Consider the following 24,930-nt stretch of genomic DNA (forward strand, 5'->3'; position numbering starts at 1 on the left):
CGGGCCGCCTTGCCCGCCCCAAACGCAAAACGGGCCAGCCGCTTTCGCGACTGGCCCGTATGCTTGTTGGCGTCCCCACGGGGGTTCGAACCCCGGTTACCGCCGTGAGAGGGCGGTGTCCTAGGCCGCTAGACGATGGGGACTGAAACTCGGTCTCAGTCAAGACAGGGCCTGCCTAGGCGATCCTGTCTTTCTTGGCTGAATTTGGTGGAGCCAGGCGGGATCGAACCGCCGACCTCAACACTGCCAGTGTTGCGCTCTCCCAGCTGAGCTATGGCCCCGGCTTTGTACTTCCAACGGACTAGCCAGCCGAATCGCTAACCCGTTATGCTTGTTGGCGTCCCCACGGGGGTTCGAACCCCGGTTACCGCCGTGAAAGGGCGGTGTCCTAGGCCACTAGACGATGGGGACTGAAACGTTTTCAGTCTTGCAGACCGGGCCTGCCTAGGCGATCCGATCCGAACTACCGAATTTTGGTGGAGCCAGGCGGGATCGAACCGCCGACCTCAACACTGCCAGTGTTGCGCTCTCCCAGCTGAGCTATGGCCCCAGCGACCTGAGACCACGTATGCTACGCACATCTTTTGACTTTGTCTACCCCTGTGCGGAAATTTTTTTCATCCCGCCTGTCCAAGGGAGCGCAACCCTACCCCATCGGTTCAACCAACCGGGTGGTAGCCCCCTTGTTCGACGATCCAGGAGCCTCGTTCCATGATGCGTATCTTCCTCTTCCTGGCGACCAACCTCGCGATACTGGTCGTCATCAGCGTGGCCTTCCGCCTGTTCGGCATCGACGGTGTGGTCCAACAGGGCGGGCTCGACATGGGCGCGCTATTGCTGATGGCGGCGATCATCGGCTTCAGCGGCTCGCTGATCTCGCTGTTCCTCTCCAAGACGCTGGCCAAGCACGGCATGCGGGTGCAGATCATCGAGCAGCCGTCGACGCCCTTCGAGCAGTGGCTGCTCGAGACCGTCGCCCGCCAGTCCGAGCGCGCCGGCATCCGCATGCCCGAGGTCGGCATCTTCGACTCACCCCAGCCCAACGCCTTCGCCACCGGCTGGAACCGCAACGACGCCCTGGTCGCGGTCAGCACCGGGTTGCTGCAACACATGAACAAGCAGGAGGTCGAGGCGGTGGTCGGCCACGAGATCAGCCACGTGGCCAATGGCGACATGGTCACCCTGGCACTGATCCAGGGGGTGGTGAACACCTTCGTGGTGTTCCTCGCGCGGATCATCGGCCATACCGTCGACCGGGTGATCTTCAAGAATGAGGAGGGACCGGGAATCGGCTACTTCGTCGTCTCGATCATCGCCGAGATCCTGCTCTCGGTGCTCGCCACCATGATCGTGATGTGGTTCTCGCGCTATCGCGAGTTCCGCGCCGACGCCGGCGGTGCCGCGCTCACCAGCCGCCGCCAGATGGCCGACGCGCTGCGCGCGCTGCAGCGGGTCCACGAGCCGCAGGACCTTCAGGCCAAGGAGTTCGCCGCCTTCGGCATCTCCGGCAAGATCGGCAGCCTGTTCAGCAGCCACCCGCCGCTCGAACGGCGTATCGCCGCGCTCGAACAGGCGGGCTGATCCCCACGTGCCCCGGCCCGTGCGCCGGGGCGCGCCCTCCCCGGCTCACAGCAAACGCTCGATCGCCCGCACCAGCCGACCGCTCTGCGGCTTGGTGATGCTCGAATAGCTCTCGACCAGATTGCCCTCGCGATCGATCAGATACTTGTAGAAGTTCCACTTCGGATAGGGCGCCCCGGCGGCGGCCAGGCGCTCGAACAGGGGCGCGGCACGACCACGCTTGACGCTCACCTTCTCGAACATCGGGAACTCCACCGAGTAGGTCAGACGACAGAAGTCGCGGATCTCGGCCTCGTCGCCCGGCTCCTGGTTGGCGAAATCGTTGGAGGGGAAGCCGAGCACCACCAGACCACGATCGGCGTAATCGCGATAGAGCGCCTCCAGCCCCTCGTATTGCGGGGTGAAACCGCACTTGCTGGCGGTGTTGACCACCAGGATCACCTTACCCTGATAGGCCTCGCAGAGATTGACCCGCTCGTCCCCGGCGAGCCGACGGACTTCCAGGTCGAGCAAAGACGAACAGGCGGGGGACTCGGCCGCGACCTGGGTCGCCGCGGCCAGACCGAGGGCGAACAGTGGCAATCTCATGGTGGATCTCTCCTGAGGTATCGACGGACATGGAGCGAGACATGGCGCCCGTGCGCGTCATTGCAATAATTTCCTACCAAATTGGTTGGAAAATCTCGAGGGCGCGCCCACATCCCCTACTCCGAACCCATCAACACGCCCGCGTCGCTTTGCGGGCCATGAGCAGCACAGCATTCGAGGAGCCAAGATGAGCGACTGGGTCAAAGGCAGGGTAACGGCCAAGCAGCGATGGGCCGAGGGGCTCTACAGCATGCGCTTCGAGGCGACGCTCGAGCCCTTCAGCGCCGGACAGTACATCAAGGTGGCGATGGACATCGATGGCGAGCGCGTCGGTCGCCCCTACTCGCTGGTCAATCCACCCGGGCAGACCGAACCCGAGATCTATTTCAACGCCATCCCCGAGGGGCCGCTCACCCCCCGGCTCTCCGACCTCGAGCCGGGCGATACCGTGTGGCTCACCACGCGCGCCAGCGGCATCTTCACCCTCGACACCGTGCAACCGGCCAAGACCCTGTGGCTGCTCGCCACCGGCACCGCGCTCGGGGTCTATCTGTCGATCCTGCGCACCGCCACGCCCTGGGAGCGCTTCGAGCGCGTGGTCCTGGTCCACGGCGTGCGCCAGCCGAGCGACCTCACCTATGGCGACACCCTCGCCGAGATCGCCGCGCACCATGGCGAGCGCTTCACCTTCATCCCCGCGATCAGCCGCGCCGAGGCCCCGGACGCGCTCTATGGCCGCATCACCGACCTGCTGGTCTCGGGCACCCTGGAATCACGCGCCGGTGCCACCATCACCCCCGAGGACAGCCACGTCATGCTCTGCGGCAACTCGGCGATGATCAAGGAATCCAAGGCGATCCTCGAATCACGCGGACTCGAACGCCACCGCCGCCACGCCCCGGGGCAGTACACCACCGAGCAGTATCATTGAGGGCAGCGAGCAGCCACCAGCTTCCAGTCACTCGGCGGCTGGCGGCTGCTTTGAACCGCAAAGACGCGAAGAACACGAAGATTTTTCGAGCCATCAGCGACCAGCCGACGGCCGCCAGCACAATACCTTGCTCACAGGCAGCGCCGACTGGCGACTGGCGGCTGATAGCTGGCGGCTGACGACTAGCCGCTGAAAAGTAGCTGGCAGCTTACAACCGACCGCATCCTTCCCTCATCTCACTTCGCGTCCTTCGCGCCTTCGTGGTTGACCTCTCCCCTCCGCCACACCGGCAGATAGCCGACCACCGCGCTGAAGAGCGCCGCCACGGCGATCAGTCGCAGCGGCCAGGTCGCGGCGGCGTAGCCGCCGTTGTCGAGCAGCAGCGAGACGGCGAGCAGCGCGGCCACGCCGACCAGCAGCAGGTGCGGCAGCGGGCGCGTCGCGCCGCCCGGCCAGCGCGCGGCCAGCCAACTCCCGAACAACGCCGCCAGCCCACCACCGGCGAGACCGAAGGCGACGTCGACCGGCCAGTGCACCCCCAACGCCACCCGGCTTGCGCCGACCAGCAGGGCGCAACCGAGCCACACCCAGCCCCAGGCGCGGGCGTGCACCGCCAGCACCCCGAAAAAGACCCCGGCGGTGACGCTGTGCCCGGAGGGGAAGCTGTGCCGGGTGTGTCCCGGTCCGATCAGGTTGAAGACATCGGCGCCGAACACCGCCGGCGGGCGTGCCGCATCGACCAACGGCTTGAGCCCACGGGCGTAGAGGATCGCCAGCAGCGCCGCCAGCACCAGCGCCCAGAACAAGCGGGGCCGCCGCCACGAGAAGAGCAGCGCCAGCGCGAAGGCGACACGCTCGTCGCCGAACAGCGTCAACCACTGCCACAGCCAGTCCGGGGCCAGGGCCGCCGCGGCATTGAGCCGCAGGAAGCCGGCGTGATAGCCGCAGACCAGATAGAGCAACACCCCCACCGCCAGCCAGCCGAGCGCCCAGCGCCACTGCCGCCGCGCCCCCGGCAGCGCCGCCGATTCGGCCCCGGCCCGCGCGGCGAGCCGCATGCTCAGGCGTGTACGCCAATCGCTCATCCCTCACCTCCCGGCACCCGTGCCTGCTCGCGCGGGTGCATCAACACCAGCGCCACCGGGCCGCGCCGGTAGAGCTGCTCGCCGCGCAGCAGCGGATAGTCCTCGGCGAGCCGGTCGAGCTTGTCGAGGCGGAGGAACACCAGATCACCGGCGCGCGGCGGACGGTGCGGGGTGATGGCGTCGCGATAGACGCTGAAGCTCGGCATCGAGGTGCGATAGACCACGGTCGGACGATCCAGCTCGCGCGCCAGCAGCCCGGCCTCCTTCACCGGCGCCTGCATCACCGCAAACACCCGCGGCACCACCGTGCCATAGACCACCGCCGTCTGGATCAGCCCGACCAGCACCAGACGCTGCCACAGCGCCGGGCGCGACCACAGCGCCAGCGCCACCACCAGCGCGGTGGCGAGCGCGATCTGCGCCAGATAGGCCGGGCCGAGCAGCGGCAGCGCCAGCTCGAACTGGGCGATCTCGTGGGCGCGCCCGCCCTGCCCGGCGGCGACCTGCACCACCAGCGGCAGCGCCAGCAGCAGCGCGAGGAAGACCAGCGGCGGGACCATCGCCAGCGCGCGGCTGGTCAAGGCGTCACGGTGGCGCGCCATGAGGATGAACAGCGGCGCGGCGCCATAGAGCAGATAGTGCGGCAGCTTGGTCCCGGAGAAGGAGAAGAACAGGAACACGGTGGCGAACCACAGCCACAGGAAGCGATCGAGCGGATCGGCCCAGCTCGCGCGCAACCGCGGCAACAGGCTGAGGAACCAGCCGGTGAAGGGCAACAGGATCAGCGGCAGCACCACCAGATAATAGCCGGGGAAGCCCGAGTGGCCGTGCATGGTGCCGCCGAAGCGCCCGGCGTTGTGTTCGAGAAAGAAGCTGCGGAAGAACCCGGCGCCGTCATCGAGATAGACCGCCAGATACCAGGGACCGGCCACCAGCACGAACACCAGCCAGCCGAGCGGCGCGAAGGCCGCGCGCAGCCAGCGTTCGAGCCGCCCCTGCGACCAGAAGAACAGGAAGCTCACCACGACCGGGAAGAACACCGCCACCGGCCCCTTGGTGAGGAAGCCGAGCCCCATCCACAGATAGGCGCGCAGCAGCGCGTTGCGGCTCCGCCGTTCGCCGGGATCGAGGAAATAGCGATAGATCTCGAAGAAGGCGAGCGCGATGAAGAGGTTGAGCACCGCATCGGCCACCGCCGCCTTGGCAATCAGCGAGACCTGCAGCGAGAGCGTCATCACCAGCGCGGCGACGGTCGCCGTGGGCGCATCGAGCCGGGCGCGCACGAAGCCCCACAGCGCCATCACCCAGAGTGTGGCGGCCAGCGCCGAGGGCAGGCGCAGCGAGAACTCGTCGAACCCCAGGCTGGAGGCCGAGAGCGCCTGCAGCCAGTAGATCAGCACCGGCTTGTCGTAGCGCGGCTCGCCGTCCTTGTGCGGGGTGATGAAGTTGCCGCTGGCGAGCATCTCGCGGGTCGCCTCGGTGAAGGCGCCCTCGTCGAGGTCGTAGAGCGGCACCGCGCCGAGCTGCCAGTAGAAGGCGAACAGCACCACCGCGGCGAGCAGCCACGGCGAGGTCAGCGCCCGCGTCAGCGGGGAGGTCTCCGGCCGGCTCATGCCTCGGGCTCCTTCCACCCGGCGGTCTCGACGGGCGAACTCCAGCGGATACGGAAGTGGCTGCGATCACCCGAGGCGAAGAAGGTGCGGGTGAGCATCTCGGCCAGCACCCCGGTGGTGAGCAACTGCACCGAGGCGAGCAGCATGAGGATGGCGACGATCAGCAGCGGGCGGCCGCCGATGTCCTCGCCGAGCCAGAACTTCACCCACAGCAGGTTGGTCATCAGCAGCCCGCCGATCACCCCGAAGGCGATCCCGATCAAGCCGAAGAAGTGCCCCGGGCGCGCCCCGAAGCGCAGGAAGAAGAAGGCCGAGAGCAGGTCGACCAGCACCCGGAAGGTGCGCGAGATGCCGTACTTGGAGGTGCCGAACTGGCGCGCCTGGTGCGCGACCTCGATCTCGCCGATACGCTGCGGCGCGGTCACCCCCGCCACCCATACCGGGATGAAGCGGTGCATCTCGCCGAGCAGGGCCACCTCCTGGATGACCTCGGCGCGATAGACCTTGAGGCTGCAGCCGTAGTCGTGCAGCGCCACCCCGGTGACCTTGCCGATCAGCTTGTTGGCGATGCGCGAGGGGATCTTGCGCATCACCAGCGCGTCCTGGCGCCGCCGCCGCCAGCCCTGCAACAGATCGAGATCGCGTTCGAGCAACGCGTCGACCATCCGCGGGATGTCGGCCGGGTCGTTCTGCAGGTCGCCGTCGAGGGTGGCGATCAGCTCGCCGCGCGCGCTCTCGAATCCGGCCTGCATCGCCGCGGTCTGGCCGAAGTTGCGCCGCAGCCGGATCACCCGCACGTGCCCGCCCCGGCGCTCGGCGCAGGCGCGCAGCCGCTCGCCGGTGCCGTCGCGGCTGCCGTCGTCGACACAGATCAGCTCCCAGGGCGCGCCATAGTCCGCCAGCCCCTGGTGGACGCGTTCGAGCATCGGCTCGACGTTGTCGAGCTCCTGGTACATCGGGATGACGACCGACAGCGACGGCCGGGAGGGGGTTCGATCTGGGGTGCTCATCGCAGACAGGGATCCATTCGGTTGAGTTCGAAGACCGGGCAGCGACTGCCGGGACCTGGTGGCCGCGCGCAGTATCCCGCTCAGTCGGCGGCGGCGTCCATGACCTCACGCAGATAGCGAAACAGCTTGCGCGGCGCCTCGGGACGCCCTTGCTCGGCGTCGCGCCGCGCCGCACGCACCAGATGACGCAGGTGCTGACGATCGACCTGGGGGCAGGCGTCGATGAACTCGCCGAGCGCCGCCTCCTCGGCGATCAGGCGCTCGCGCCAGCGTTCGAGTTGGTGATGGCGCGCGGAGGCGGCGCGCTCGCGCGCATCGGCCTCGTCGAGCAGGGCGTGGACGGCATCCATGTCCTCGCGTTCGAGCAGGTTGGCGATCCGCTTCCAGTGACGCTTGCGCGCGCGCAGATCCTTGATCCGCGGCGTCTCGTCGATCGCCGCCCAGGTCGCCTCGCTCAGCGACAGCCGCAACAGCTCGGCGCGCGGCATCCCCACCATGCGCTCGGCGAGCGCCTGCAGCGCCTGGCGCTCGCGCTTGATCTGGCTCCTGCTCGGGCCGAGATCCTGTTCGAGCTCGTCCTCGGTCACGGTGGGATCGTGGTCTGTGGTCATATCGGTTGTACTGATTCCAGGATGAGTTGTGGGCTCCGACGGCCCCGATAATCGTTGACGTCGAGCCGGTAGGCCAAACGCACCCGCCCGTGCGCGAGCGTGAGCTGCTCGGCCAGATCGAAGCCGATGGCCTCGATCGAGCCGCCCTCGGGCGGCGCCACGCGCAGCTTGAGATGACGTTCGCCGACCAGACGCGCCTGCAACACCTCGAACTCGCCGTCGAAGCGCGGCTCCGGGAAGCCCTTGCCCCAGGGACCGCCGAGACGCAACGTCTCGGCCGTCTCCAGGGTCAGCAGCCGCGCCGGCAACGGGCCGTCGGAGACCAGCTCGGGGCCGCTCGCCACGCCCTCGAGCATCTCCTCGACCACCGCCGCGAAACGCGCACGGAAGGGCTCGAAGGCCTCGGCGCGCAGGCTCAGCCCGGCGGCCATGGCATGACCGCCGAAACGCGCGATCAGCCCCGGCTCGGCCCGGTCGACGCGATCGATGGCGTCGCGCACGTGCAACCCGTCGATCGAGCGCGCCGAGCCGCGCAGCAGCCCGTCGCCGCCGTCGGCGAAGGCGATCACCGGACGATGATAGCGTTCGCGGATGCGCGCGGCGACGATCCCCGAGACCCCCTGGTGCCAGTCCGCACCGTACAGACAGAGCGCCGCGGGCAACCCCGCCTCGGCGAGATCGAGCGCCTGCACCGCCGTCTCGGCCTGGGCCTTCATCTCGCCCTCGATCTCGCGCCGGCGGCGATTGATCGCATCGAGCTGCTGGGCCAGCGCATTGGCCCGCTCGGCATCGTCGCTGAGCAGACACTCGACCCCCACCGACATGTCCTCGAGCCGCCCGGCGGCATTGAGCCTGGGCGCGGCGGCGAAGGCCAGATCGGTGGCGCTCGCGCGCATCGGGTCGCGCCCGGCCACCCGCAACAGCGCGCGCACCCCGGGACCGCAGTGCCCGGCGCGGATGCGCCTGAGCCCCTGCTCGACGAGGATACGGTTGTTGCGATCGAGGGTGACCACATCGGCGACGGTGCCGAGCGCGACCAGATCGAGCAGCGTCGCCAGGTTCGGTTCGGCGCGCCCGGCGCCGAACCAGCCGCGCTCGCGCAGACGCGCGCGCAGCGCCATCAGCAGATAGAAGACCACCCCGACCCCGGCGAGATCCTTGCTCGGGAAGTCGCAGCCGGGCTGGTTGGGATTGACGATCGCTGCCGCCTCCGGCAATCGCTCGCCCGGCAGGTGATGATCGGTGACCAGCACCGCCAGCCCCAGCTCGCGAGCCCGCGCCACCCCCTCGACACTGGAGATGCCGTTGTCGACGGTGATCAGCAGATCCGGGCCGAGCGCGTGCGCGGCCTCGGCCACCGCCGGACTCAGCCCGTAGCCGAAGTCGAAACGGCTGGGGATCAGATAGGAGACCCGCGCCGCGCCGAGCGCGCGCAGCCCGCGTACCGCCAGCGCAGTGCCGGTGGCGCCGTCGGCGTCATAGTCACCCACCACCAGCAGGTGCGCGCCGTCGCGCAGCGCCCCCTCCAGGGTGTCGAGCGCGGCATCCAACCCGCGCAACGCGGCGAAGGCCGCCAGCGCCCCGAGCCCGGGCGGCGCCTCGCCCGAGCGCAACGCATAGAGCCTGGCGAGCAGCTCGGCGGGCGAGTGGACATCGACGAAGGGGGCATCGCCACCACGGCGACGGATCTGCGGCTGGGTCATGGACACGGGACAAGACAGCAAGGGACGCGGGGCCCGGCCATCAGCACTCGTTCGCGCAAGGCGCGTTGCTTCGAGGGTCGATGACGCGACCGCCCCGAGGACCGGGATTCGGGCGAACGCCATAGCCTAGCCGGATCGACGCCCCGGGTCGAGCAGCCGACGCACGCCCTGTCCCACCCGATCGCGCACGAAGGGCCACAGCCGCCCCTTCTCCCAGAGGATGCGGGCGAACATCCGCCCCTTGTCGCGCGGCGGGGTCGCCGGATTGGAGCGTGCCACCAGGGTGATCGCACCCTGCGGACAGGCATCGAGACAGGCCGCGCAGCCGAGACAGACCGCCGGATCGATCGCCGCATGTCGCTGCGCACGCGCCACCCCGCGCAGCCCCTCGGCCAGACCGATGCACTTGACGTTGCACACCGGGAAGCAGGCCCCGCAGTAGTCGCAGCGCTCGGGGTCGATCTCGGCGAGGAAGGGCGTCTTGGCGATACCGTCGCTGAAGCCCATCTGCACCCCGGCCATCAGCTCGCAGCAGCAGCGACAGCAGTTGCAGAGGAAGGAGGGCTGCTCGCGCACGTTGTCGGTGACATGGGTCAGCCCCAGCGAACGCGCCAGCTCCAGCTTCTCCAGCATGGTCGGCAGATCGCACTCGCGGGCGAAGCCACGGCGCACCAGGAAGCGCGCGCCCTCGCCGAGCACCATGCAGATGTCCTCGACCGGCGCGCCCTTGCGACAGTGCTCGCCGAGGTGCTCCTTCTTGTGGCGGCAGTAACAGAGGGTGACGGCGAGATAGTCGGCCTGCTCGAGGATGGCGCGCGCGTCCTCGTAAGAGGTGATGCGCGAGTTCACCGGCACGTGCTCGTCATAGACCAGGGCGCGGGTGAGCTGGGTGGGGCTGCCGAAGAACTCGGCGGGCTGGCCCCCGCGCCCCTGCTCGTGCAGATACTCCGACATCAGCTGCGCCAGACGTTCGAGCGGCAGCTCGGTGTCGGCGCGCCGACGCATGAAGGTGAACTCCATGAAGCCGATCAGCCCGGGCACCAACAGATAATAGGTGTGACCGGCGTAATCCATGTCCATCACCAGCCCCTTGTCGGCCATCGACTCGAGCACCGGCGCGAGCGCCTCGGCGGGCGTCCCGGTGCGCTCGACCAGCTCGTCGAGCGTAGCCTCGTGCAGCGGGAAGGCGGCGCCGACCCGCGCCTCCTCGGGCGAGAACAGGATCGACAGGATCTCGCGCAGATGGGCGTTGTCGACCAACCCGATCGGGTACTGGTTGAGACGATCGATCAACGGGATCAGCGAGGACTTGCTACCGGCCAGATGGCCCATGGCGGGCTCCAGATTCGAGGGTGACGGAGCGGCTATTGGAGCACGCCGCAGCACGCCGGCTCAAAGGGCCGGAGTGGCTAGCGGAGACACCAACCACGAAGGCGCCAAGGGCGCGAAGCTGGAAAGGGCTTCCAGCCGCCAGCCTCCGGCGAGGGAGCAGGGTTGTCTCGTACCGCAGCAGTTGACCGCACACCGACACCAGGGGCTGTTTGCTGAAGGCTGGTCGCTTTCTTCGCGTCCTTTGGGTCTTTGCGGTTCAATCTCCCGGCGGCTGGCGGCTGGCGGCTGGCGGCTGGCGGCTGGGGCGTCCCTACCCCATCCAGGCCGCGACCACGCGGTTGCGGCCCGTCTCCTTGGCGCGATAGAGGGCGCGGTCGGCGGTGGCGATCAACGTCTTCGGGTCGGGCTGCGAGGGATCATAGAGCGCCACGCCGATGCTGGCGGTCAGGGCATGACCGGGGAAGCGTTCACCGAGGAGCTGACCGCGGCGCTCGATCTGGTGGCGGATGCGCTCGGCATAGTTGAGCGCCCCGCTCCCGCCGGTGTCGTGGAGCAGGAAGAGGAACTCCTCGCCGCCGTAGCGGGCGAGGAAATCGCTCGGTCGGGTCAGGCCGCGCATGGTGTCGGCGACGATCCGCAACACGTCATCGCCGGTCTGGTGGCCGAAACGATCGTTGAACGCCTTGAAGCGGTCGATATCGAGCAGCCCCAGGGCGAAGCCGCGCCCCGATTCGGCACTCTGGGCGAAGGTACTGTCGAGATACTCGTCGATCACGCTGCGGTTGTGCAGCCGGGTGAGCGCATCGATCTGCGCCCGGGTCCGCTCGCGGGCGAAGGTCTGGCTGCGTTCGATCGCGATCCCCAGCTCGCCGGCGACCACCCCCACCTCCTCGAGCAGGCGCAGGGTGAAGGGCTGTTCACCGCCGCCGAGCCACAGCACCCCGAGGATGCGTCCATTGCTCAACACCGGCACCGCCGCGGCCTGCTGCAACCCGAGCCGGTCGAGTAGCCGCAGGTTCTCCGGCGTATCCGGCACCAGCACCGGCTGACGCGCACGCAGCGCGCGCACCAGATCGCCGGTGAGCGCCGGGATGCTCAGCTCGATCGGTGCCGTCTCGCGCATCAGCAACGCCCGCGGCAGGGCGTGGGTGGTCACCAGGCTGCGACGGCGCGACTCGATCTGCATCATCAGCAGCTGCTCGATGCCGAACTCGGCGCGCAACGCCTCCAGGGTGGTGGGGATGAACTCGTCGGGTTCCAGGCTATGGTGCGGCGCGGTATGGCTGCTGCGCCCACCGTACGGCAACGGCGGCGCATCGTGGCGACACAGCCCGATGGCGGTATTGATCATGTTCGCGCGCAGCTGCATCACCGAGGGGAAGCGGACCCCGTAGAAGCCGCCGATCTCGCTCACCTCGCGATCGGCCTGGGCGAGCAGCTCGGCCAGGTCGAGCTGATCGAGCGCGATCAGCGCCGGCACCTCGGGGGCGAGCAGCGGGCAGCCGACCAGATCGACCGAGCCGATCCCCTGGGTCCAGGCGATGAAGTCGGCCAGCGAGACGATCGCCACCTCGCGCGCGCGCTCGGCGTCGAGCCCGCTGTCGGCGATCGCGCAATGGTGCAGCGACTGCACCCGACAGATCAGCTCCGGCAGATCCCAGTCCCCGCACACCACCGCACCGACCTGATCGTGCGAGACGCCGAAGAAGGTCTGCTCGTCGTCGCGGATGGGGTTGCCGGAGTTGGTCGCGGCGGCGAGAAAGTCGCTGTAGCGCACCCGGCCATGCGATTCGAGGATCACCTTGCCGAGATCGTGCAGCAGCCCGGCGGCATAGAGCGCATCCGGGTCGGGGTGGCCGACGCGCTCACCGATGCTGCGGCTGAGGATGGCGACCAGCAGACAGTGCTGCCAGAAGTAGATGCGATCGAAACCGCCCTGCCCGCCGCGCCCGACCATGCCCTCGAAGAACAACGCGTGCAGCGCCGCCTGACGGACCGCCGAAAAGCCCAGCAGGGTGACCGCCCGCGAGATCGAGCGGATACGTCGGGGAAAACCGTAGAAGGCGGAGTTGACGACCTGCAGCACCTTGGCGGTGAGCGCGGGCTCGGTCTCGATCACCCGCGAGATGGCGGCGATATCGCTGCTCTCGTCGTTGGTCAGACGCAGCAGCTTGACCGCCGCCGCCGGTGCCGGCGGCAGCTCGCCGACATCGCCGCGCAGGGCCGTCCGTACCGCCCGCGCGGTCCACTCGGGATCATCCATGCAGCGCCGGCCCCGTATCGCAAAATCGGCTGGAGACATTGAATCATCTCTATCCTTGTGCGCCCACCGCCTGCCGCAGGCCCGGTAGACACGATGTCCTGCTCAACCAAAACATAATCACGCGCCGGACTCCATCCATGACAGACCAGCGCCGCATGACTGGCAACGAAGCGGCCCAGTATACCGGGCGTTGACGCCCGAGAAACGCCGCAGTTTGACAGAAGCGCCGCAAACGCCCGCCGGGCGGCGCCACACCGGCCCACCTTACCGTGGTCTAGCCGAGATGCGAATGGCTGACAACCTTGTCGAACGTGCCCCAAAAGATCGGCTTGCGACGGACGAGCGGTCCGCCGACGGAGCATCGACCCGACGACCACTCCAGCCGACCGAGACCGCAACGCAGCCCTCCCCAAGGAGGGACGACAACGCCACACATCGTGCCTAACGGCAATCCGGCATCCTGCAACGGGGCCATCTAGAGGAGGAATGAACGTCTAGCTGACCTGTCTTTTCATCAGAGAGTCGCGGTCATGGCCAAAGAGACGGCGACCGAGCGCCGCAGCCCACTCCGGGAGCGACGCTCATAACGAGCCGGGTGGGCTGCTGATGGTCGGGCGGTGCGGCGCGGCGATGCGCACGGCGGCCGCGCCCCGACGGGCCAGACGCGACCACAGCGAGGCGCGACGCGTTACGCCTGGATATAGGTGAAGCTCGGCTGCGAGGTGCGGATGTCCTCCACCCCGAGTGCGGCGACCTCGGGCCGGGCCGTATCCGTCTCGCTCTGGATCAGGCCCAACCGCTGTCTGGCGACCTCGCTGCCGGCCTCGGCCCCGCGCCGATACCAGCACTCGGCCATCCGCAGATCCAGCGGTACACCCTGGCCGGTGTGATAACAGACCCCGAGACTGACCATCGCGCCGCAGTCGCCGGCCTCGGCGCCACGTCGGAACCAGTCGAGCGCCACGTCGATGTCGCGCGCCACGCCCTGCCCGCCTTGATAGCAGATGCCCAGCAGCGCCATCGCCCGGCCGTCTCCCGCCCGCGCGCCCTGGAGGTACCAGCGCACCGCTTCCTCGACGCTTTGCGGCACGCCCTGGCCGGTGGAGTAATGCACCCCGAGATGGACCATGGCCCGACCGTGACCGACCTCGGCGCCCCGGCGATACCAGCGCACCGCCTCGGCCGGATCGGCGACGACACCGTCGCCGCGCTCGTGACAGAGCCCGAGGTTGGTCATCGCCCGACCGACACCGGCCTCGGCCGCCCGACGATACCAACGCACCGCCTCGTGCAGATTCACCGGCAGGCCCTGACCGGTGTGATAGCACACCCCGAGGTTCGACATCGCTCGCCCATCGCCGGTCTCGGCGGCGGCGATCAGCGCCCGCGTCATCTGCTCGGGGAAGGGACGGCGCGCCCGGTGGAGATGGGCGAGGATCGTCGACGCGGCCTCGACCAGGGCCTCCCAGGCCGGCGGCTCCGGCGGGGCCAGCTCCAGCAGCAGGGCGGTCACCGGGTGCTCGGGAAAGTCCTGGACGATGCGCTGCAGGAAGCCTGCGGTCGCTCGGGGCGCCAGACGCCAGGCCCGGTCCATCAACTCCTCGGGGGCGACCCCCTTGTCGAAGGCGCTCAACACGAACCACTCGCCGAGCAGGTCGGGCAGCACCGGCGGAATCTGGTGCGAGGGGCCGGTGGCGCACTGATCGAGACAACCGTCGACCAACACCAGTACCTGACGCCGGAGGGTCGAACTCAACGGCGAGAGCAACCCCCGACGCACCGCGTCGACACAGTCGAGCCCCCCGGTGATGGTCGCCAGCACCGCCATGCGCTCGGCGCCGCTGCCATCGCCGAGACAGGGCAAATCGCCCTCCCCCAGACAACGCCGCCAGCGCGCGCCCTGCTCGCGATTGAGGGTCGCGGCCAGCAGGTCATCGCGCTGCCAGCCAGTGTTCTTGCCCCCGTCGGCGAGCATCTGCCCAAGAAAATAGGCATAGAGCGGGCGCCCCTCGCCATCGATCCGCGCCAGTTGCTCGGCGATCAGCGCCGCATCGGGCAGCATCGGCTCGGGCGCCGGCGCGGCCTGACGCGCGACCGCGCGGACGATCTCGACGAGCGCGGCCTGGTCGAGCTTGCACAGCTCGATCACCCCACGCTCGAAACGACTCTCCATCAGCACCGCATCGCTACCGTCGTGATGCTCGGCGAGACGGATGAACCACTCGGCCCGCGCCTCGCCGGCGATCGCCGGCGCAGAGTCGGCTCCGCCGACGGCATGACGCGCGCCTCCGATCCCGCCGCGGTCCCAACGTTGACGCTCGAGCAACAGCACGCGTACCCGACCGCGCCGTCGCCTGCGGATCAGCCGCGCACGGCGCGCCAGCCCCTGCAGCACCGGCTTGATCTCGGCCTCCCTGCCGATGATGTAGTCGATGACGATCAGGTGCGGCCGGTCCGGCCACCACTTGGTCCAACCGTCCCCGAACCGGCGAATGTCCTCGACATCGAGAAACCCGGCCACCCAGCCCTTGCCCTGCGCCTGATCGATCAGCTCCAACGCCAGGCGGCTCTTGCCCTGTCCGCCGGAACCGGCGAGCTGTAACCAGCAGAAGGCGCTCTCGGCCTTGAGAAAGCGCAGCAGCTCGCCCCACTCGCGGTCACGCCCGAGCACCGTCACCGCCCGCGCGCTATAGCGATTGAGGGTGGCCGAGTCGGTCGGCGTCGAGAGCAGCAGCCGCGCCTCGGCACCGCGCGCCACGGCGAGCCGCCGCCTCAACCAGGACAACACCGTGGCGACCGCCATCAGCACGGTGATGACGGCGGAGAGGGTTGCGAGCGGCTTGGACTGCTGGTCGAAGAAGGTCGCGATCCACCGGATCGCATGATCGGACCACTCACCCAACCCACGCAGGACGTCGCGGGCGAGCAGATCGTGAAGCCAGTCCATGGCAGGCACTCCATCGCGCAATATCGTGTATGCAAAACCCAAAGCGAGCCGGATCGACCGGACATCGGGGTCTGGAGATCAAGCCCAGCCCCGCCTTGGTCGACACCCTCGATCGCTAACCATAGCCAGAAACGATCGAAACACAAAGACAGGCCTGAGGACGAAGCGGCGTTGCTCAACGGCAGGCAATGCGCAAGGGACGAGAGCATCGACTCGATGGCCCTGCCCGAGAGCTGACGGTATCAGCGTTGGAGGCGGACGATGCAGCGGCTCGCCACACGCATCTCAAGGCATCAGGTGCGCGCCAGCGACCGAGCACGGTCGCGGGGAGAGTGATCATGAACGGCCCCGAGACCGTCGCAAGCAGGCCGGAAAGGCCCAACCCTCGGGCTCGGGGCGGAGAGAGGGACGCCCCTCTCGCTCAAGCAGGCCGGAAAGCCCTGGACACAACGAAAAACGGCCCGGACGCTGAACGTCCGGGCCGTTGCATTTTCTGGTGCGCCCTGTTGGGTTCGAACCAACGACCACCTGATTAAAAGTCAGATGCTCTACCAACTGAGCTAAGGGCGCCGAAGACCGAGAATTATACGTAAACCATCGGCGCAATGTAAACCCTAGCGTCCGCCAGCGCCCTCGACCTCGTCGAGCCGCGCCAGACGCGCGCGGGCCAGGCGCGACTCGGTGCTGTTGGGGTAGTTGTCGATGACCTGTTCGAGGCGCGCGCGCGACTGCTCGAAATCGCGCTGCTCGAAGTGGATGTAGCCCATCTTCAGCAACGCACCGGGGACCTTGGGGCTGGCCGGGTGACGGCGCACCAGATCCTCGAAGGCGGTCAGCGCGGCGTCGTAGTCGCGCTGACCATAGAAGGTCTCGCCGAGCCAGTAGCGGGCGTTGTCGGCATAGCGTCCCTGCGGATAGCGCCCGAGCAGCGACTCGAAGGCGGCACGGGCCTGGTCGTACTTGCGCGCCTTGAGCAGATCGAAGGCCTTGCCGTAGGCGTCGCGTTCGTCGCCGGCGGCGGTCTCCGGGCTCGGCAGCGAGGGGACGCCGGCGCCGGGGCCGCCGCCGGGCGTGGCCGGTCGAACCGGCGCGGGCTCGGGCTGGTTGATATCGACCGGGGCCTCGAGCACGGCCGGCGGCTCCGGGGTCTCGGGGCGCGCGCGGGCGCCGTTGAGCCGGGCGTCGATGTCGATCGACTGCTGGCGCAACTGACGCTCGAGACGCTGGATCTCGAACTGCTGGACCTCGACCTGACCGCGCAGCGCCTGCATCTCGCTCTGCAGTTGCTGGAGCTGGAGCTCGATGTCCGAGCCACGCTGGTGTTCGATGACGCGCTCGAGCCGCGCCACCCGGTCCTCGAGCCGGGCGTCGACGGCGAGTACCGGCGCGGCGGCGGCGCTCAGCACCAGGGTGACGACGACCCCGAGGCCGCCACGAACTCTCTGCGGGACTCGCATTCGCGCCTCCTCAGTACTCGATGACCACACGCCGGTTCAGCCGCCAGGACGACTCGCTCTGTCCCGGCGAGGCCGGACGCTCCTCGCCATAACCGATCACCTCGAGCTGATCGGCGCGCACCCCCTCGGCGAGCATCACCCGGCGCACCGAATCGGCGCGCTGATCGGAGAGCGCGAGGTTGTACTCGCGGGTGCCGCGCTCGTCGGTATGGCCCTCGAGGGTGACACGCACCTGCGGATGGGTGCCGAGATAACGGGCGTGGGTGCGGATCAGCGCCACGTACTCGGGGGCGATCTCGGCGTTGTCATAGCCGAAATAGATGACGCGTTTGGAGAGTGGGTTGGCCGGGTCCTCCCAGGGACCGGCGTAACGGGCGTCCTCGCCGTCGATGCCGGCGGTCGAGACCTCCGCGCCGGCGCCGCCGCCAGGCGTCCCCGTCGCGCCGTCCACCGCGGCGCCGTCGGCGCCCTGGCGAGGCGTGGTCGAGCACCCGGCGAGCACCAGCAGAAGAACGCCGGGCAACAGGGACCAAGGGTGGATGCGCATGAGTCTGACTCCTTACTGCACCATGGGTGACCAGGCCGGCTCGCGCACCTGGTCGGTTCCCTGGGTGAGACGCTGATTGGCACCGCCGTCGACGGCGGCGGCGGCGAGCACCGCGCGACCGCCATGGGTGGTGGCGTAAATTACCATGCTCGAATTCGGCGCGAAACTCGGCGACTCGTCGAGCGGCCCGCGACTGAGCAGACGCGAGAAGCCGCGCTCGACGTCGAGCAAGGCGATGCGGAAGGCGCCGTTGATCCGGCGCGCCATGGCGATCGAGCGACCATCGGGGGCATAGACCGGAGAGGCGTTGTAGTCACCCTCGAAGCTCACCCGGGAGACCGCCCCGCCGCTGGCCGGGACGCGATAGATCTGCGGATTGCCGCCCCGCCCGGAGGTGAACACCAGGTGCGAGCCATCGGGCGACCAGGCCGGTTCGGTGTCGATGGCGAAGTGATCGGTGAGCCGGGTGAGCGCGCGCGAGTCGAGATCGAGCACGTAGATCTCGGGGTTGCCGTCCTTCGACAGGGTCATCGCCAGACGCCGTCCGTCGGGCGAGAAGGCCGGCGAGCTGTTGATGCCGGGGTAACTCGCCACCCGCTCGCGCCGACCGCTGGCCAGCTCCTGTACATAGATCGCCGGACGGCGGCTCTCGAAGGAGACATAGGCGATGCGGCGCCCGTCCGGCGACCAGGCCGGGGACATGATCGGCTCGGTCGAGGAGACGATCACCTGCGGGTTGTAGCCGTCGGCGTCGGCCACCTGCAAGGTGACGCGGGCGTTCTCGCCGCGGCCGGTGGCGCTGATATAGGCGATGCGGGTGGCGGCCACGCCGGGGATGCCGGTCAGCGTCTCATGGATCTGGTCGGCGATGCGGTGTGCGGCGTTGCGCAGCCCGGCGGCGGTGGCCGTCAGGGTGGCGCCGGCCAGACGCTCGCCGCGGAAGACGTCGTAGAGGATGAAGCTGATGCGGTAGCGCGCGCCCTCGCGCACGACCTGCCCGATCACCAGGTTGTTCATGTCGAGCAGGCGCCAGTCGCGCAGGTCGACCTCCTCGTGGGAGGTCGGCTGGTCGAGCATGTCGCGTGTCGGCATCGGCGCGAAGCGACCGGTGCGGGCGAGATCGGCGGCGATCACCGCGCCGGGATCGACCGAGGCGCTCCCGCCTCCCGCGAACCCGAAGGGCACCACGGCGATCGGTTGCGCGGCCTCGACCCCGCCGGTGATCTCGATGTTCAGCCGCGCCAGCGCGGTGCCGGGCAGCAAGACCGCCAGGAAGGCGCAGAGGATGAGCAACGATGGGATGGATCGGGTCATGACACGCCCCCCCTGATCAGGGTCGGAAGGTAAAGGTGAATTCACGGAACTGGTCGAAGAGCGCCCCGGTGGGCACCGGCAGCGGCTGGGCGTTATCCAGCGCGGCGAGCGCCGCCTGATCGAAGGCCGGGGTGCCGCTGGAGCGCAGCATCACCACGCTCCCCGGGACGATGATGCCAACCGAGGTCACCCGCACCTCTAACTCCACGCTCAGCCCCTCGGACATACCGGGCGGATAGGCGAAGTGCTGGCGGACACGGTCCCCGATCACGCCCTTGTAGTAGTCGATCTGGCGCTGCTCGGCGCTGCTCAGCCCGCCACCACCGCCGCCGGCGACGACCGACGGCGATCGGCGCGCGGTCTCGGTCTCGGCCGCCTCGGCCTCGAGTCGCTCGGCCTCGCGCGCGATCTCGTCCTCGAATCGCTGCCGCTCGAGTTCGGCCATCTGCTCGGCCTCGCGCTCGATGCGCTCCTGGCGCGCCGCAGCGGCCTGGCGTTCGGCCTCGCGGCGGGCTGCCTCTTCCGCAGCTCGGCGTTCCGCCTCACGGCGTGCGGCCTCTTCGGCAGCGCGACGCTCGGCCTCGGCACGGGCTGCGGCGGCCTGACGCTCGGCCTCGCGACGGGCGGCCTCCTCGGCGGCACGGCGTTCCGCTTCACGGCGCGCGGCCTCCGCGGCGGCGCGGCGCTCGGCCTCACGGCGTGCGGCTTCTTCGGCGGCACGGCGCTCGGCCTCGGCGCGGGCCGCGGCGGCCTGACGCTCGGCCTCGCGGCGCTCGGCCTCGGCGCGAGCCGCAGCAGCCTGACGTTCGGCCTCGCGACGGGCGGCTTCCTCGGCGGCGCGGCGCTCCGCCTCACGGCGTGCGGCCTCTTCGGCGGCGCGACGCTCGGCCTCGGCACGGGCCGCGGCGGCCTGACGTTCGGCCTCGCGACGGGCGGCCTCCTCGGCGGCGCGGCGCTCCGCCTCAAGACGTGCGGCCTCTTCGGCGGCGCGACGCTCGGCCTCGGCGCGCGCCTCGGGATCGAGCCGTTCGCGCACCTCCTGGACACGGGCGCTCAGTGCCGGGTCGCCGAGCACGCTGGCCTGGACCACGCGCGGGCGATCGCCGCCGTTGCTCGCGTCCTGGGTGAAGCGCACGCCGACGAACAGCAGCAGCGCGAACAACAGATGCAGCCCCAGCGACCAGTAGAGCGCCCCGGGGTCACGCCGCAGGATCTGCAACATGGTCAGGGTCCGTCATGCTCCGGCGGCAGGGTGATGAGTCCGACCTCGGCGGCCCCGGCGGCCTGAGCGATCACCATCGCGTTGACCACCCGACCATAGTCGACGGCGCTGTCGCCCTTGACCAGCACCGGTGTCTGCGGGGCGTAGTCGAGGACCTTGCCGATGCGCTCGAACAGCGCCTCCTCGCCCACCGGCTGGTCGCGATCCTCGCCGATGTCGATGTAGTAGTCACCGAACTGATCGACGCTGATCACCACAGAGTCACCACTCTCGGAGGTGACCGCCCCGGCCTGGGCGCGCGGCAGGTTGACCTTGACCCCCATGGTGATCATGGGGGCGGTCACCATGAAGATGACCAGCAACACCAGCATCACGTCGATATAGGGGACGACATTGATCTCGGCCACCAAGCGGCGGCGATTGCGACTGCGCGCGCGTCTGCTCAAGGCTCGGATACTCCCGGGGCTCAGCCCCGCCCCTGACGTTGCAGCAAGGTCGAGAACTCTTCCATGAACTCCTCGTAGCGGTTGCTGAGGCGCTCGACCTGATCGGTATAACGGTTGTAGGCGACCACCGCGGGGATGGCGGCGAACAAGCCGATGGCGGTGGCGATCAACGCCTCGGAGATACCCGGCGCGACCAGCGCCAGGGTCGCCTGTTCGACGTTACCGAGGGCGTGGAAGGCCTGCATGATGCCCCAGACGGTGCCGAACAGCCCGACATAGGGGCTGATCGAGCCGACCGTGGCGAGGAAGGCGAGGTTGTTCTCGAGCCGATCGAGCTCGCGACTCAGCGCCACCCGCATCGCCCGCTCGGAGGCCTGCAGCACGGTCATCGGGTCGACGCCGGCGGCCTTGCGCATGCGCACGTATTCCTTGAAGCCGGCGCGGAAGATCGCCGCCAGCCCGCGCGCACTGCGCCCGTCCTGTCCCAGCTCCTTGTAGAGCGCGCTGAGATCGCCACCGCTCCAGAAGCGCTCCTCGAAGGCGTCGGCGAGCTTGCGCGCCCGACCGAGCACCCGCGCGCGATCGATGATCATGGTCCAGGAGACGACCGAGGCGAGCACCAGGATCAGCAGCACCAGCTGCACCACCAGGCTTGCCTGCATCACCAGGGCCAACAACGACAGATCAGAGGTCATGATGGGTCACTCCGCGACCGTGCGGCGAATGTCGGCGAGCAGCCGGGGCGGGATGCGCGTCGGGCGCAGCGCCTCGCCCGCGGCATCGATACAGCCCACCTTGACCGTGCCCCGGCAACAGAGTTCGCCGTCGGCCTCGCGCACCAACTCCTGGTCAAAGGCCATGCTCGCCCCGCCGATCCGGGTCAGCCGGGTGTGAACGTTCAACCGCTCGTTGAAGCGCGCTGCGGCGAGATAGTCGATCTCGACGCGACGCACCACGAACAACACCCCCTCGCGTGCGCGCAGCTCGTCCTGCTCGTAGCCAAGCTCACGCAACCATTCGGTGCGCGCACGCTCGAAGAAGCGGAGATAATTGGCGTAGAAGACCACGCCGGCGGCGTCGGTATCCTCGTAATAGACACGGATCGGCCAGATGAAGCCGGACTGGGCGGGTTGGCTGGATGTGGGCACGGGACTCGAAATCACCGGATGGCTTGATTCTCAAGGACCGGCAGTGTATCGAAAACCGCCGCATCCGGCATCCCGCAGCCGGCGCCGACGACCGACCGGCGGCCACCCCGACCACCCATCACCCATCGCGCAAGGAGTCATCATGTCCCTCTTATCCCGTCTCCAGGGCCGACGCGGCGAGCACCTCGTCGCCCTCCAGTTCGTGCTCTTCTTCGGCTTCGTCCTCACCCCGAGCTGGAACCCCTGGCTCACCCCCGGCATCCTCGAGGCGATGGCGCCGCTGCGCTGGGCGGTGCTGATCGCGCTCGGCACCTTCGCCATGGTGCTCGGCGCGGTCGGCTCGATGCACATCCGCGACTATCTCACCCCGCTGCCCTACCCGGTCGAGCACAACCAGCTGGTCCAGCACGGGATCTATGCCCTGGTGCGCCATCCGCTCTACAGCAGCCAGCTGTTCGCCGCGCTCGCCTGGGTGCTGTTCAGCCTCAGCCTGACGCATCTGGCGATCCTGGTGATCGGCTTCCTGTTCTTCGACTACAAGGCCGGCAAGGAAGAGGGGTGGCTGCGCGAGCGCCACCCCGAGTATGCCGACTATGCCCGCCGGGTGAGCAAGTTCATCCCCTGGATCTACTGATCGGTCGCCGGACGCTCGGCGCTGGCGAGCACGTAGTCGAGTCCGGCGAACACGGTCTCGGGCTCGAGCCACAGCCCGAAGCGCACCGCCGTGCGCAGCGCCGGCGGCAGGGTCGAGAGCCGCTCGGGATTGGCGCGCAGATAGGCGTGCAGCGGGGCATAGACCCGGTCGCGGATCGACTCGACCTCGACCCCGGTGAAACCGCAGGCACGCAGCCGCTCGGCGTACTCGGCGCGCGGATAGGCGTTCTCTGCCGGGATCGCGAACTTGGTGGCGACCTCGCGCCACGACCACCGCTGCGCCAGCCGCCGCGGCCAGCCCTCGGCCGGCGCCAGCGGCAGGATGTCGGCGAGCACCAGCCGCCCGCCCGGACGCAACAGCCGCAGCGCCTCGGCGAAGAAGCGCTCGCGGGTACGGAAATGGAAGGCGCACTCGAGCGCGACGACGATATCGAACGACCCCGGCTCGAGTCCCGGCTCGGTGGCCGAGCCCTGGCGCAGGTCGATACGCGCCGACTCGCCGGCGGCGGCCACCCGTTCGCGCGCCAGCGCCACCTGCGAGCCGGTGACATTGAGCCCGACGATGGCCTCGGGGCCGAGGGTGCGCATCCACTGCAGGTCCTGCTCGCCGAAGCCGAAGCCGAGATCGAGCACCCGCTTGCCCGGCGCCATGCCGGCGCGCGCACCGACCAGATCGACCAGGGCGCGGCAGGCGGCGTCGAGTTCGTCGGCCTCGGCCCAGTAGCCGAGGTTGAGATAGTGCCCGCCGGCGGCCGGCGAGTCGGTTCCGAGCAGGTCGTAGACGGCGCTTACCGGCAGCCGGCGCAGCGGGTTGTAGATCCAGTCGAGCAGCGCGAGCGCGCGGCGCGGTGGGTTGCGGGTCATCCAGGGCTCCTCGATCGCAGCAGCGATCCATTGGTCTCGATACCGCGCCGCCGCGGGCGGCGCATCGGGGGCGGGCGGCGCGCGGCTCAGAGCTGCTCGCGCGGCGCCTCGCAGTGGGTGCCGACACAGCGATAGACCCGCGGACGCGGCCCGGGTGCCATGGCCGCGAGCACCGGCGGCAACGACTCGGCGTCCTCGGGGATGGCAAACACCAGTCGATCGGCGCGATAGCCGCGCTGCGCCTCGCGCCGCCAGCTCGCCAACAGCTCGTCACTGGCGCGGATCACCAACTGCTCGGGCGGGTCGAGCCATTCGTCGAGGGCGCAGAGCAGGGTGGCGTGGGCGTGGGGCAGCCGGCGCATCGCGGTCGCGGCCAGACGCAGCGTGCCCTCGGCGGCGGCGAGATAGCGCGGCTCGCCGACCAGATGGCCGAGACGCTGCAGCGCCAGCGCCGCGACCCCGTTGCCCGCGGGCAGGGTCTCGTCGGCGAGCGGCTTGGTGCGGTGGATCAGGCGTTCGTGATCGTGGGCGGTGAACCAGAAGCCGCCCGCCTCGGGGTCGTGGAAACGCGCGAGCAGGGTCTCGGCCAGCTCGATGGCAAACGCCAGATCAGCGCTCGACCAGCGCGTCTGCAACAGGTCGAGCACTGCGGCGAGCAGCAACGCGTGGTCGTCGAGATAGGCGTCGAAGGCCGCGCGACCGTCGCGATAGCTCGCCAGCAAGCGGCCATCGCGCCACAGTCGCTCACGCACGCAGCCGAGCGCCTGCTCGGCCGACTCCAGATAGTCGTCGCGCTCGAGCACCCGCGCGGCACGGGCCATGGCGCCGATCATCAGCGCGTTCCAGGCACCGAGCACCTTGTCGTCGCGGCCCGGGCGCACGCGCCGCTCGCGCTCGGCGAACAGGGTGGCGCGCGCCGCGCCGAGCAGCGACTGCACCTGTTCGAGGGTCAGCCCCTGGGCGGCGGCCACCGCCGCCGGGGTGAGATGGCCGTGCAGATGCCAGCGGCCCTCGAAGTTCGGCGGACGGTCGAGCCCGTAGACCGCGGCGAAGGGACGATACTCGGCCTCGGGCAGCAGCGCCCGGACCTGCTCGCGCTCCCACAGATAGAAGCGCCCTTCCTCGCCCTCGCTGTCGGCATCCAGGCTCGAGTAATACCCCCCCTCGGGCGACTGCATCTCGCGCAGCACCCAATCGGCGGTGGACTCGGCGGCGCTGCGAAACAGCTGCTCGCCGGTACAGGCGTGGAGGTCGCAGCAGAGCGCGAGCAGCGCGGCATTGTCGTAGAGCATCTTCTCGAAGTGGGGGATCATCCACTGGGCATCGACGGCGTAACGACAGAAGCCGCCGCCGAGCTGGTCGTTGAGCCCGCTGCGGATCATCCGCTCGAGGCTGACGCGGGCCATCTCCAGCGGTCCGGGCGCATCCTCGCCGGGGCGATCACCGCGCGCCGCGCTACGCAGCAACAGCGCCAGCTCCGGGGCGTGCGGGAACTTGGGCGCGGCGCCGAAACCGCCGTGCCTGGGATCGAAACTCACCGCGAGCTGGTTCAGCGCCGCACCGATCAGGTTGCGCTCGGGGGGGCGTTCGCCGGGCTCGGGTTCGAGCCCAGAT

At 69.2% G+C, this 24,930-nt stretch carries 21 protein-coding genes and 5 tRNA genes; 3 read left to right on the forward strand and 23 right to left on the reverse strand.

What is annotated here, in order from left to right:
- Window positions 1-67 precede the first annotated feature (67 nt).
- The 4 genes from EBL85_RS03125 to EBL85_RS03140 all read right to left on the reverse strand — a co-directional run bounded on the left by EBL85_RS03125 (window position 68) and on the right by EBL85_RS03140 (window position 550).
- A tRNA-Glu gene (locus EBL85_RS03125) sits at window positions 68-143 on the reverse strand.
- A gap of 62 nt (window positions 144-205) precedes the next feature.
- Window positions 206-281: transfer RNA gene (locus EBL85_RS03130), tRNA-Ala, on the reverse strand.
- Window positions 282-335: 54 nt separating this feature from the next.
- A tRNA-Glu gene (locus EBL85_RS03135) sits at window positions 336-411 on the reverse strand.
- Window positions 412-474: 63 nt separating this feature from the next.
- Window positions 475-550: transfer RNA gene (locus tag EBL85_RS03140), tRNA-Ala, on the reverse strand.
- Window positions 551-711: 161 nt separating this feature from the next.
- Here EBL85_RS03140 and htpX point away from each other — a divergent pair.
- Complete coding sequence (htpX, locus tag EBL85_RS03145; RefSeq protein ID WP_062277569.1) at window positions 712-1,581, forward strand: protease HtpX; 870 nt, start codon at window positions 712-714, stop codon at window positions 1,579-1,581.
- A gap of 45 nt (window positions 1,582-1,626) precedes the next feature.
- On the opposite strand, the gene EBL85_RS03150 is transcribed toward htpX, so the two are convergent.
- Complete coding sequence (locus EBL85_RS03150) at window positions 1,627-2,169, reverse strand: glutathione peroxidase (RefSeq protein ID WP_062277565.1); 543 nt, start codon at window positions 2,167-2,169, stop codon at window positions 1,627-1,629.
- A 187-nt stretch (window positions 2,170-2,356) separates the two neighbouring features.
- Here EBL85_RS03150 and EBL85_RS03155 point away from each other — a divergent pair, with 187 nt between their 5' ends.
- Window positions 2,357-3,100: a ferredoxin--NADP reductase gene (locus EBL85_RS03155; RefSeq protein WP_123140590.1), complete on the forward strand. Its 744-nt coding sequence runs from the start codon at window positions 2,357-2,359 to the stop codon at window positions 3,098-3,100.
- A 236-nt stretch (window positions 3,101-3,336) separates the two neighbouring features.
- Here the strand turns inward: EBL85_RS03155 and EBL85_RS03160 are convergent, their stop codons facing one another.
- The 16 genes from EBL85_RS03160 to ybgC all read right to left on the reverse strand — a co-directional run bounded on the left by EBL85_RS03160 (window position 3,337) and on the right by ybgC (window position 21,798).
- Window positions 3,337-4,185, reverse strand: a complete 849-nt coding sequence (locus EBL85_RS03160) for a phosphatase PAP2 family protein (RefSeq protein ID WP_123142143.1) — start codon at window positions 4,183-4,185, stop codon at window positions 3,337-3,339.
- Entirely contained in the window at window positions 4,182-5,798 is a 1,617-nt protein-coding gene (locus EBL85_RS03165; RefSeq protein WP_123142144.1) for a glycosyltransferase family 39 protein, read from the reverse strand. Before EBL85_RS03165 ends, EBL85_RS03160 begins: the two co-directional genes overlap by 4 nt.
- Complete coding sequence (locus EBL85_RS03170; RefSeq protein ID WP_123140587.1) at window positions 5,795-6,808, reverse strand: glycosyltransferase family 2 protein; 1,014 nt, start codon at window positions 6,806-6,808, stop codon at window positions 5,795-5,797. Before EBL85_RS03170 ends, EBL85_RS03165 begins: the two co-directional genes overlap by 4 nt.
- 80 nt (window positions 6,809-6,888) lie before the next feature.
- Window positions 6,889-7,419, reverse strand: a complete 531-nt coding sequence (yjgA, locus tag EBL85_RS03175) for a ribosome biogenesis factor YjgA (RefSeq protein ID WP_123140586.1) — start codon at window positions 7,417-7,419, stop codon at window positions 6,889-6,891.
- Window positions 7,416-9,122: a single-stranded-DNA-specific exonuclease RecJ gene (recJ, locus tag EBL85_RS03180; RefSeq protein WP_123142157.1), complete on the reverse strand. Its 1,707-nt coding sequence runs from the start codon at window positions 9,120-9,122 to the stop codon at window positions 7,416-7,418. The genes yjgA and recJ overlap by 4 nt, the downstream gene beginning before the upstream one ends.
- Window positions 9,123-9,248: 126 nt before the next feature.
- Entirely contained in the window at window positions 9,249-10,454 is a 1,206-nt protein-coding gene (locus EBL85_RS03185; RefSeq protein WP_123142145.1) for a 4Fe-4S dicluster domain-containing protein, read from the reverse strand.
- A 310-nt stretch (window positions 10,455-10,764) separates the two neighbouring features.
- Window positions 10,765-12,717, reverse strand: a complete 1,953-nt coding sequence (locus tag EBL85_RS03190; RefSeq protein WP_123142146.1) for an HDOD domain-containing protein — start codon at window positions 12,715-12,717, stop codon at window positions 10,765-10,767.
- 688 nt (window positions 12,718-13,405) lie between these two features.
- Window positions 13,406-15,664, reverse strand: coding sequence for a tetratricopeptide repeat protein (locus EBL85_RS03195; protein ID WP_123142147.1), 2,259 nt, complete (start codon window positions 15,662-15,664; stop codon window positions 13,406-13,408).
- Window positions 15,665-16,158: 494 nt separating this feature from the next.
- Window positions 16,159-16,234 (reverse strand) — tRNA-Lys (locus EBL85_RS03200).
- A gap of 44 nt (window positions 16,235-16,278) precedes the next feature.
- Window positions 16,279-17,121: a tol-pal system protein YbgF gene (gene ybgF / locus EBL85_RS03205; RefSeq protein ID WP_123142148.1), complete on the reverse strand. Its 843-nt coding sequence runs from the start codon at window positions 17,119-17,121 to the stop codon at window positions 16,279-16,281.
- A 10-nt stretch (window positions 17,122-17,131) separates the two neighbouring features.
- Window positions 17,132-17,668, reverse strand: a complete 537-nt coding sequence (gene pal, locus EBL85_RS03210) for a peptidoglycan-associated lipoprotein Pal (RefSeq protein ID WP_123142149.1) — start codon at window positions 17,666-17,668, stop codon at window positions 17,132-17,134.
- 12 nt (window positions 17,669-17,680) lie between these two features.
- On the reverse strand, window positions 17,681-18,982 hold the full coding sequence (tolB, locus tag EBL85_RS03215) for a Tol-Pal system beta propeller repeat protein TolB (RefSeq protein ID WP_123142150.1): 1,302 nt from the start codon (window positions 18,980-18,982) through the stop codon (window positions 17,681-17,683).
- A gap of 16 nt (window positions 18,983-18,998) precedes the next feature.
- Window positions 18,999-20,204 carry a cell envelope integrity protein TolA gene (gene tolA / locus EBL85_RS03220; protein ID WP_123142151.1) on the reverse strand — a complete coding sequence of 402 codons (1,206 nt, stop codon included), beginning with the start codon at window positions 20,202-20,204 and terminating at the stop codon, window positions 18,999-19,001.
- A gap of 2 nt (window positions 20,205-20,206) precedes the next feature.
- Window positions 20,207-20,650, reverse strand: a complete 444-nt coding sequence (tolR, locus tag EBL85_RS03225) for a protein TolR (RefSeq protein ID WP_005223674.1) — start codon at window positions 20,648-20,650, stop codon at window positions 20,207-20,209.
- A 20-nt stretch (window positions 20,651-20,670) separates the two neighbouring features.
- Window positions 20,671-21,345: a protein TolQ gene (gene tolQ / locus EBL85_RS03230; protein WP_123140536.1), complete on the reverse strand. Its 675-nt coding sequence runs from the start codon at window positions 21,343-21,345 to the stop codon at window positions 20,671-20,673.
- Window positions 21,346-21,351: 6 nt separating this feature from the next.
- Entirely contained in the window at window positions 21,352-21,798 is a 447-nt protein-coding gene (gene ybgC / locus EBL85_RS03235; RefSeq protein WP_123142152.1) for a tol-pal system-associated acyl-CoA thioesterase, read from the reverse strand.
- Window positions 21,799-21,940: 142 nt separating this feature from the next.
- On the opposite strand from ybgC, the gene EBL85_RS03240 reads away from it, so the two are divergent.
- A complete protein-coding gene (locus tag EBL85_RS03240; RefSeq protein WP_123142153.1) occupies window positions 21,941-22,432 on the forward strand; it encodes an isoprenylcysteine carboxylmethyltransferase family protein in 492 nt (163 codons plus the stop codon).
- Here EBL85_RS03240 and EBL85_RS03245 read toward each other — a convergent pair.
- A complete protein-coding gene (locus tag EBL85_RS03245) occupies window positions 22,426-23,316 on the reverse strand; it encodes a cyclopropane-fatty-acyl-phospholipid synthase family protein (protein WP_123142154.1) in 891 nt (296 codons plus the stop codon). The genes EBL85_RS03240 and EBL85_RS03245 overlap by 7 nt on opposite strands.
- An 86-nt stretch (window positions 23,317-23,402) precedes the next feature.
- Window positions 23,403-24,930: thioredoxin domain-containing protein (locus tag EBL85_RS03250; protein ID WP_148040510.1), on the reverse strand; the 1,528-nt coding region annotated here is incomplete at its 5' end.

The sequence above is a fragment of the Marichromatium sp. AB32 genome, from assembly GCF_003718675.1.
In the GTDB taxonomy this organism is placed as follows: Bacteria; Pseudomonadota; Gammaproteobacteria; order Chromatiales; family Chromatiaceae; genus Marichromatium; species Marichromatium gracile.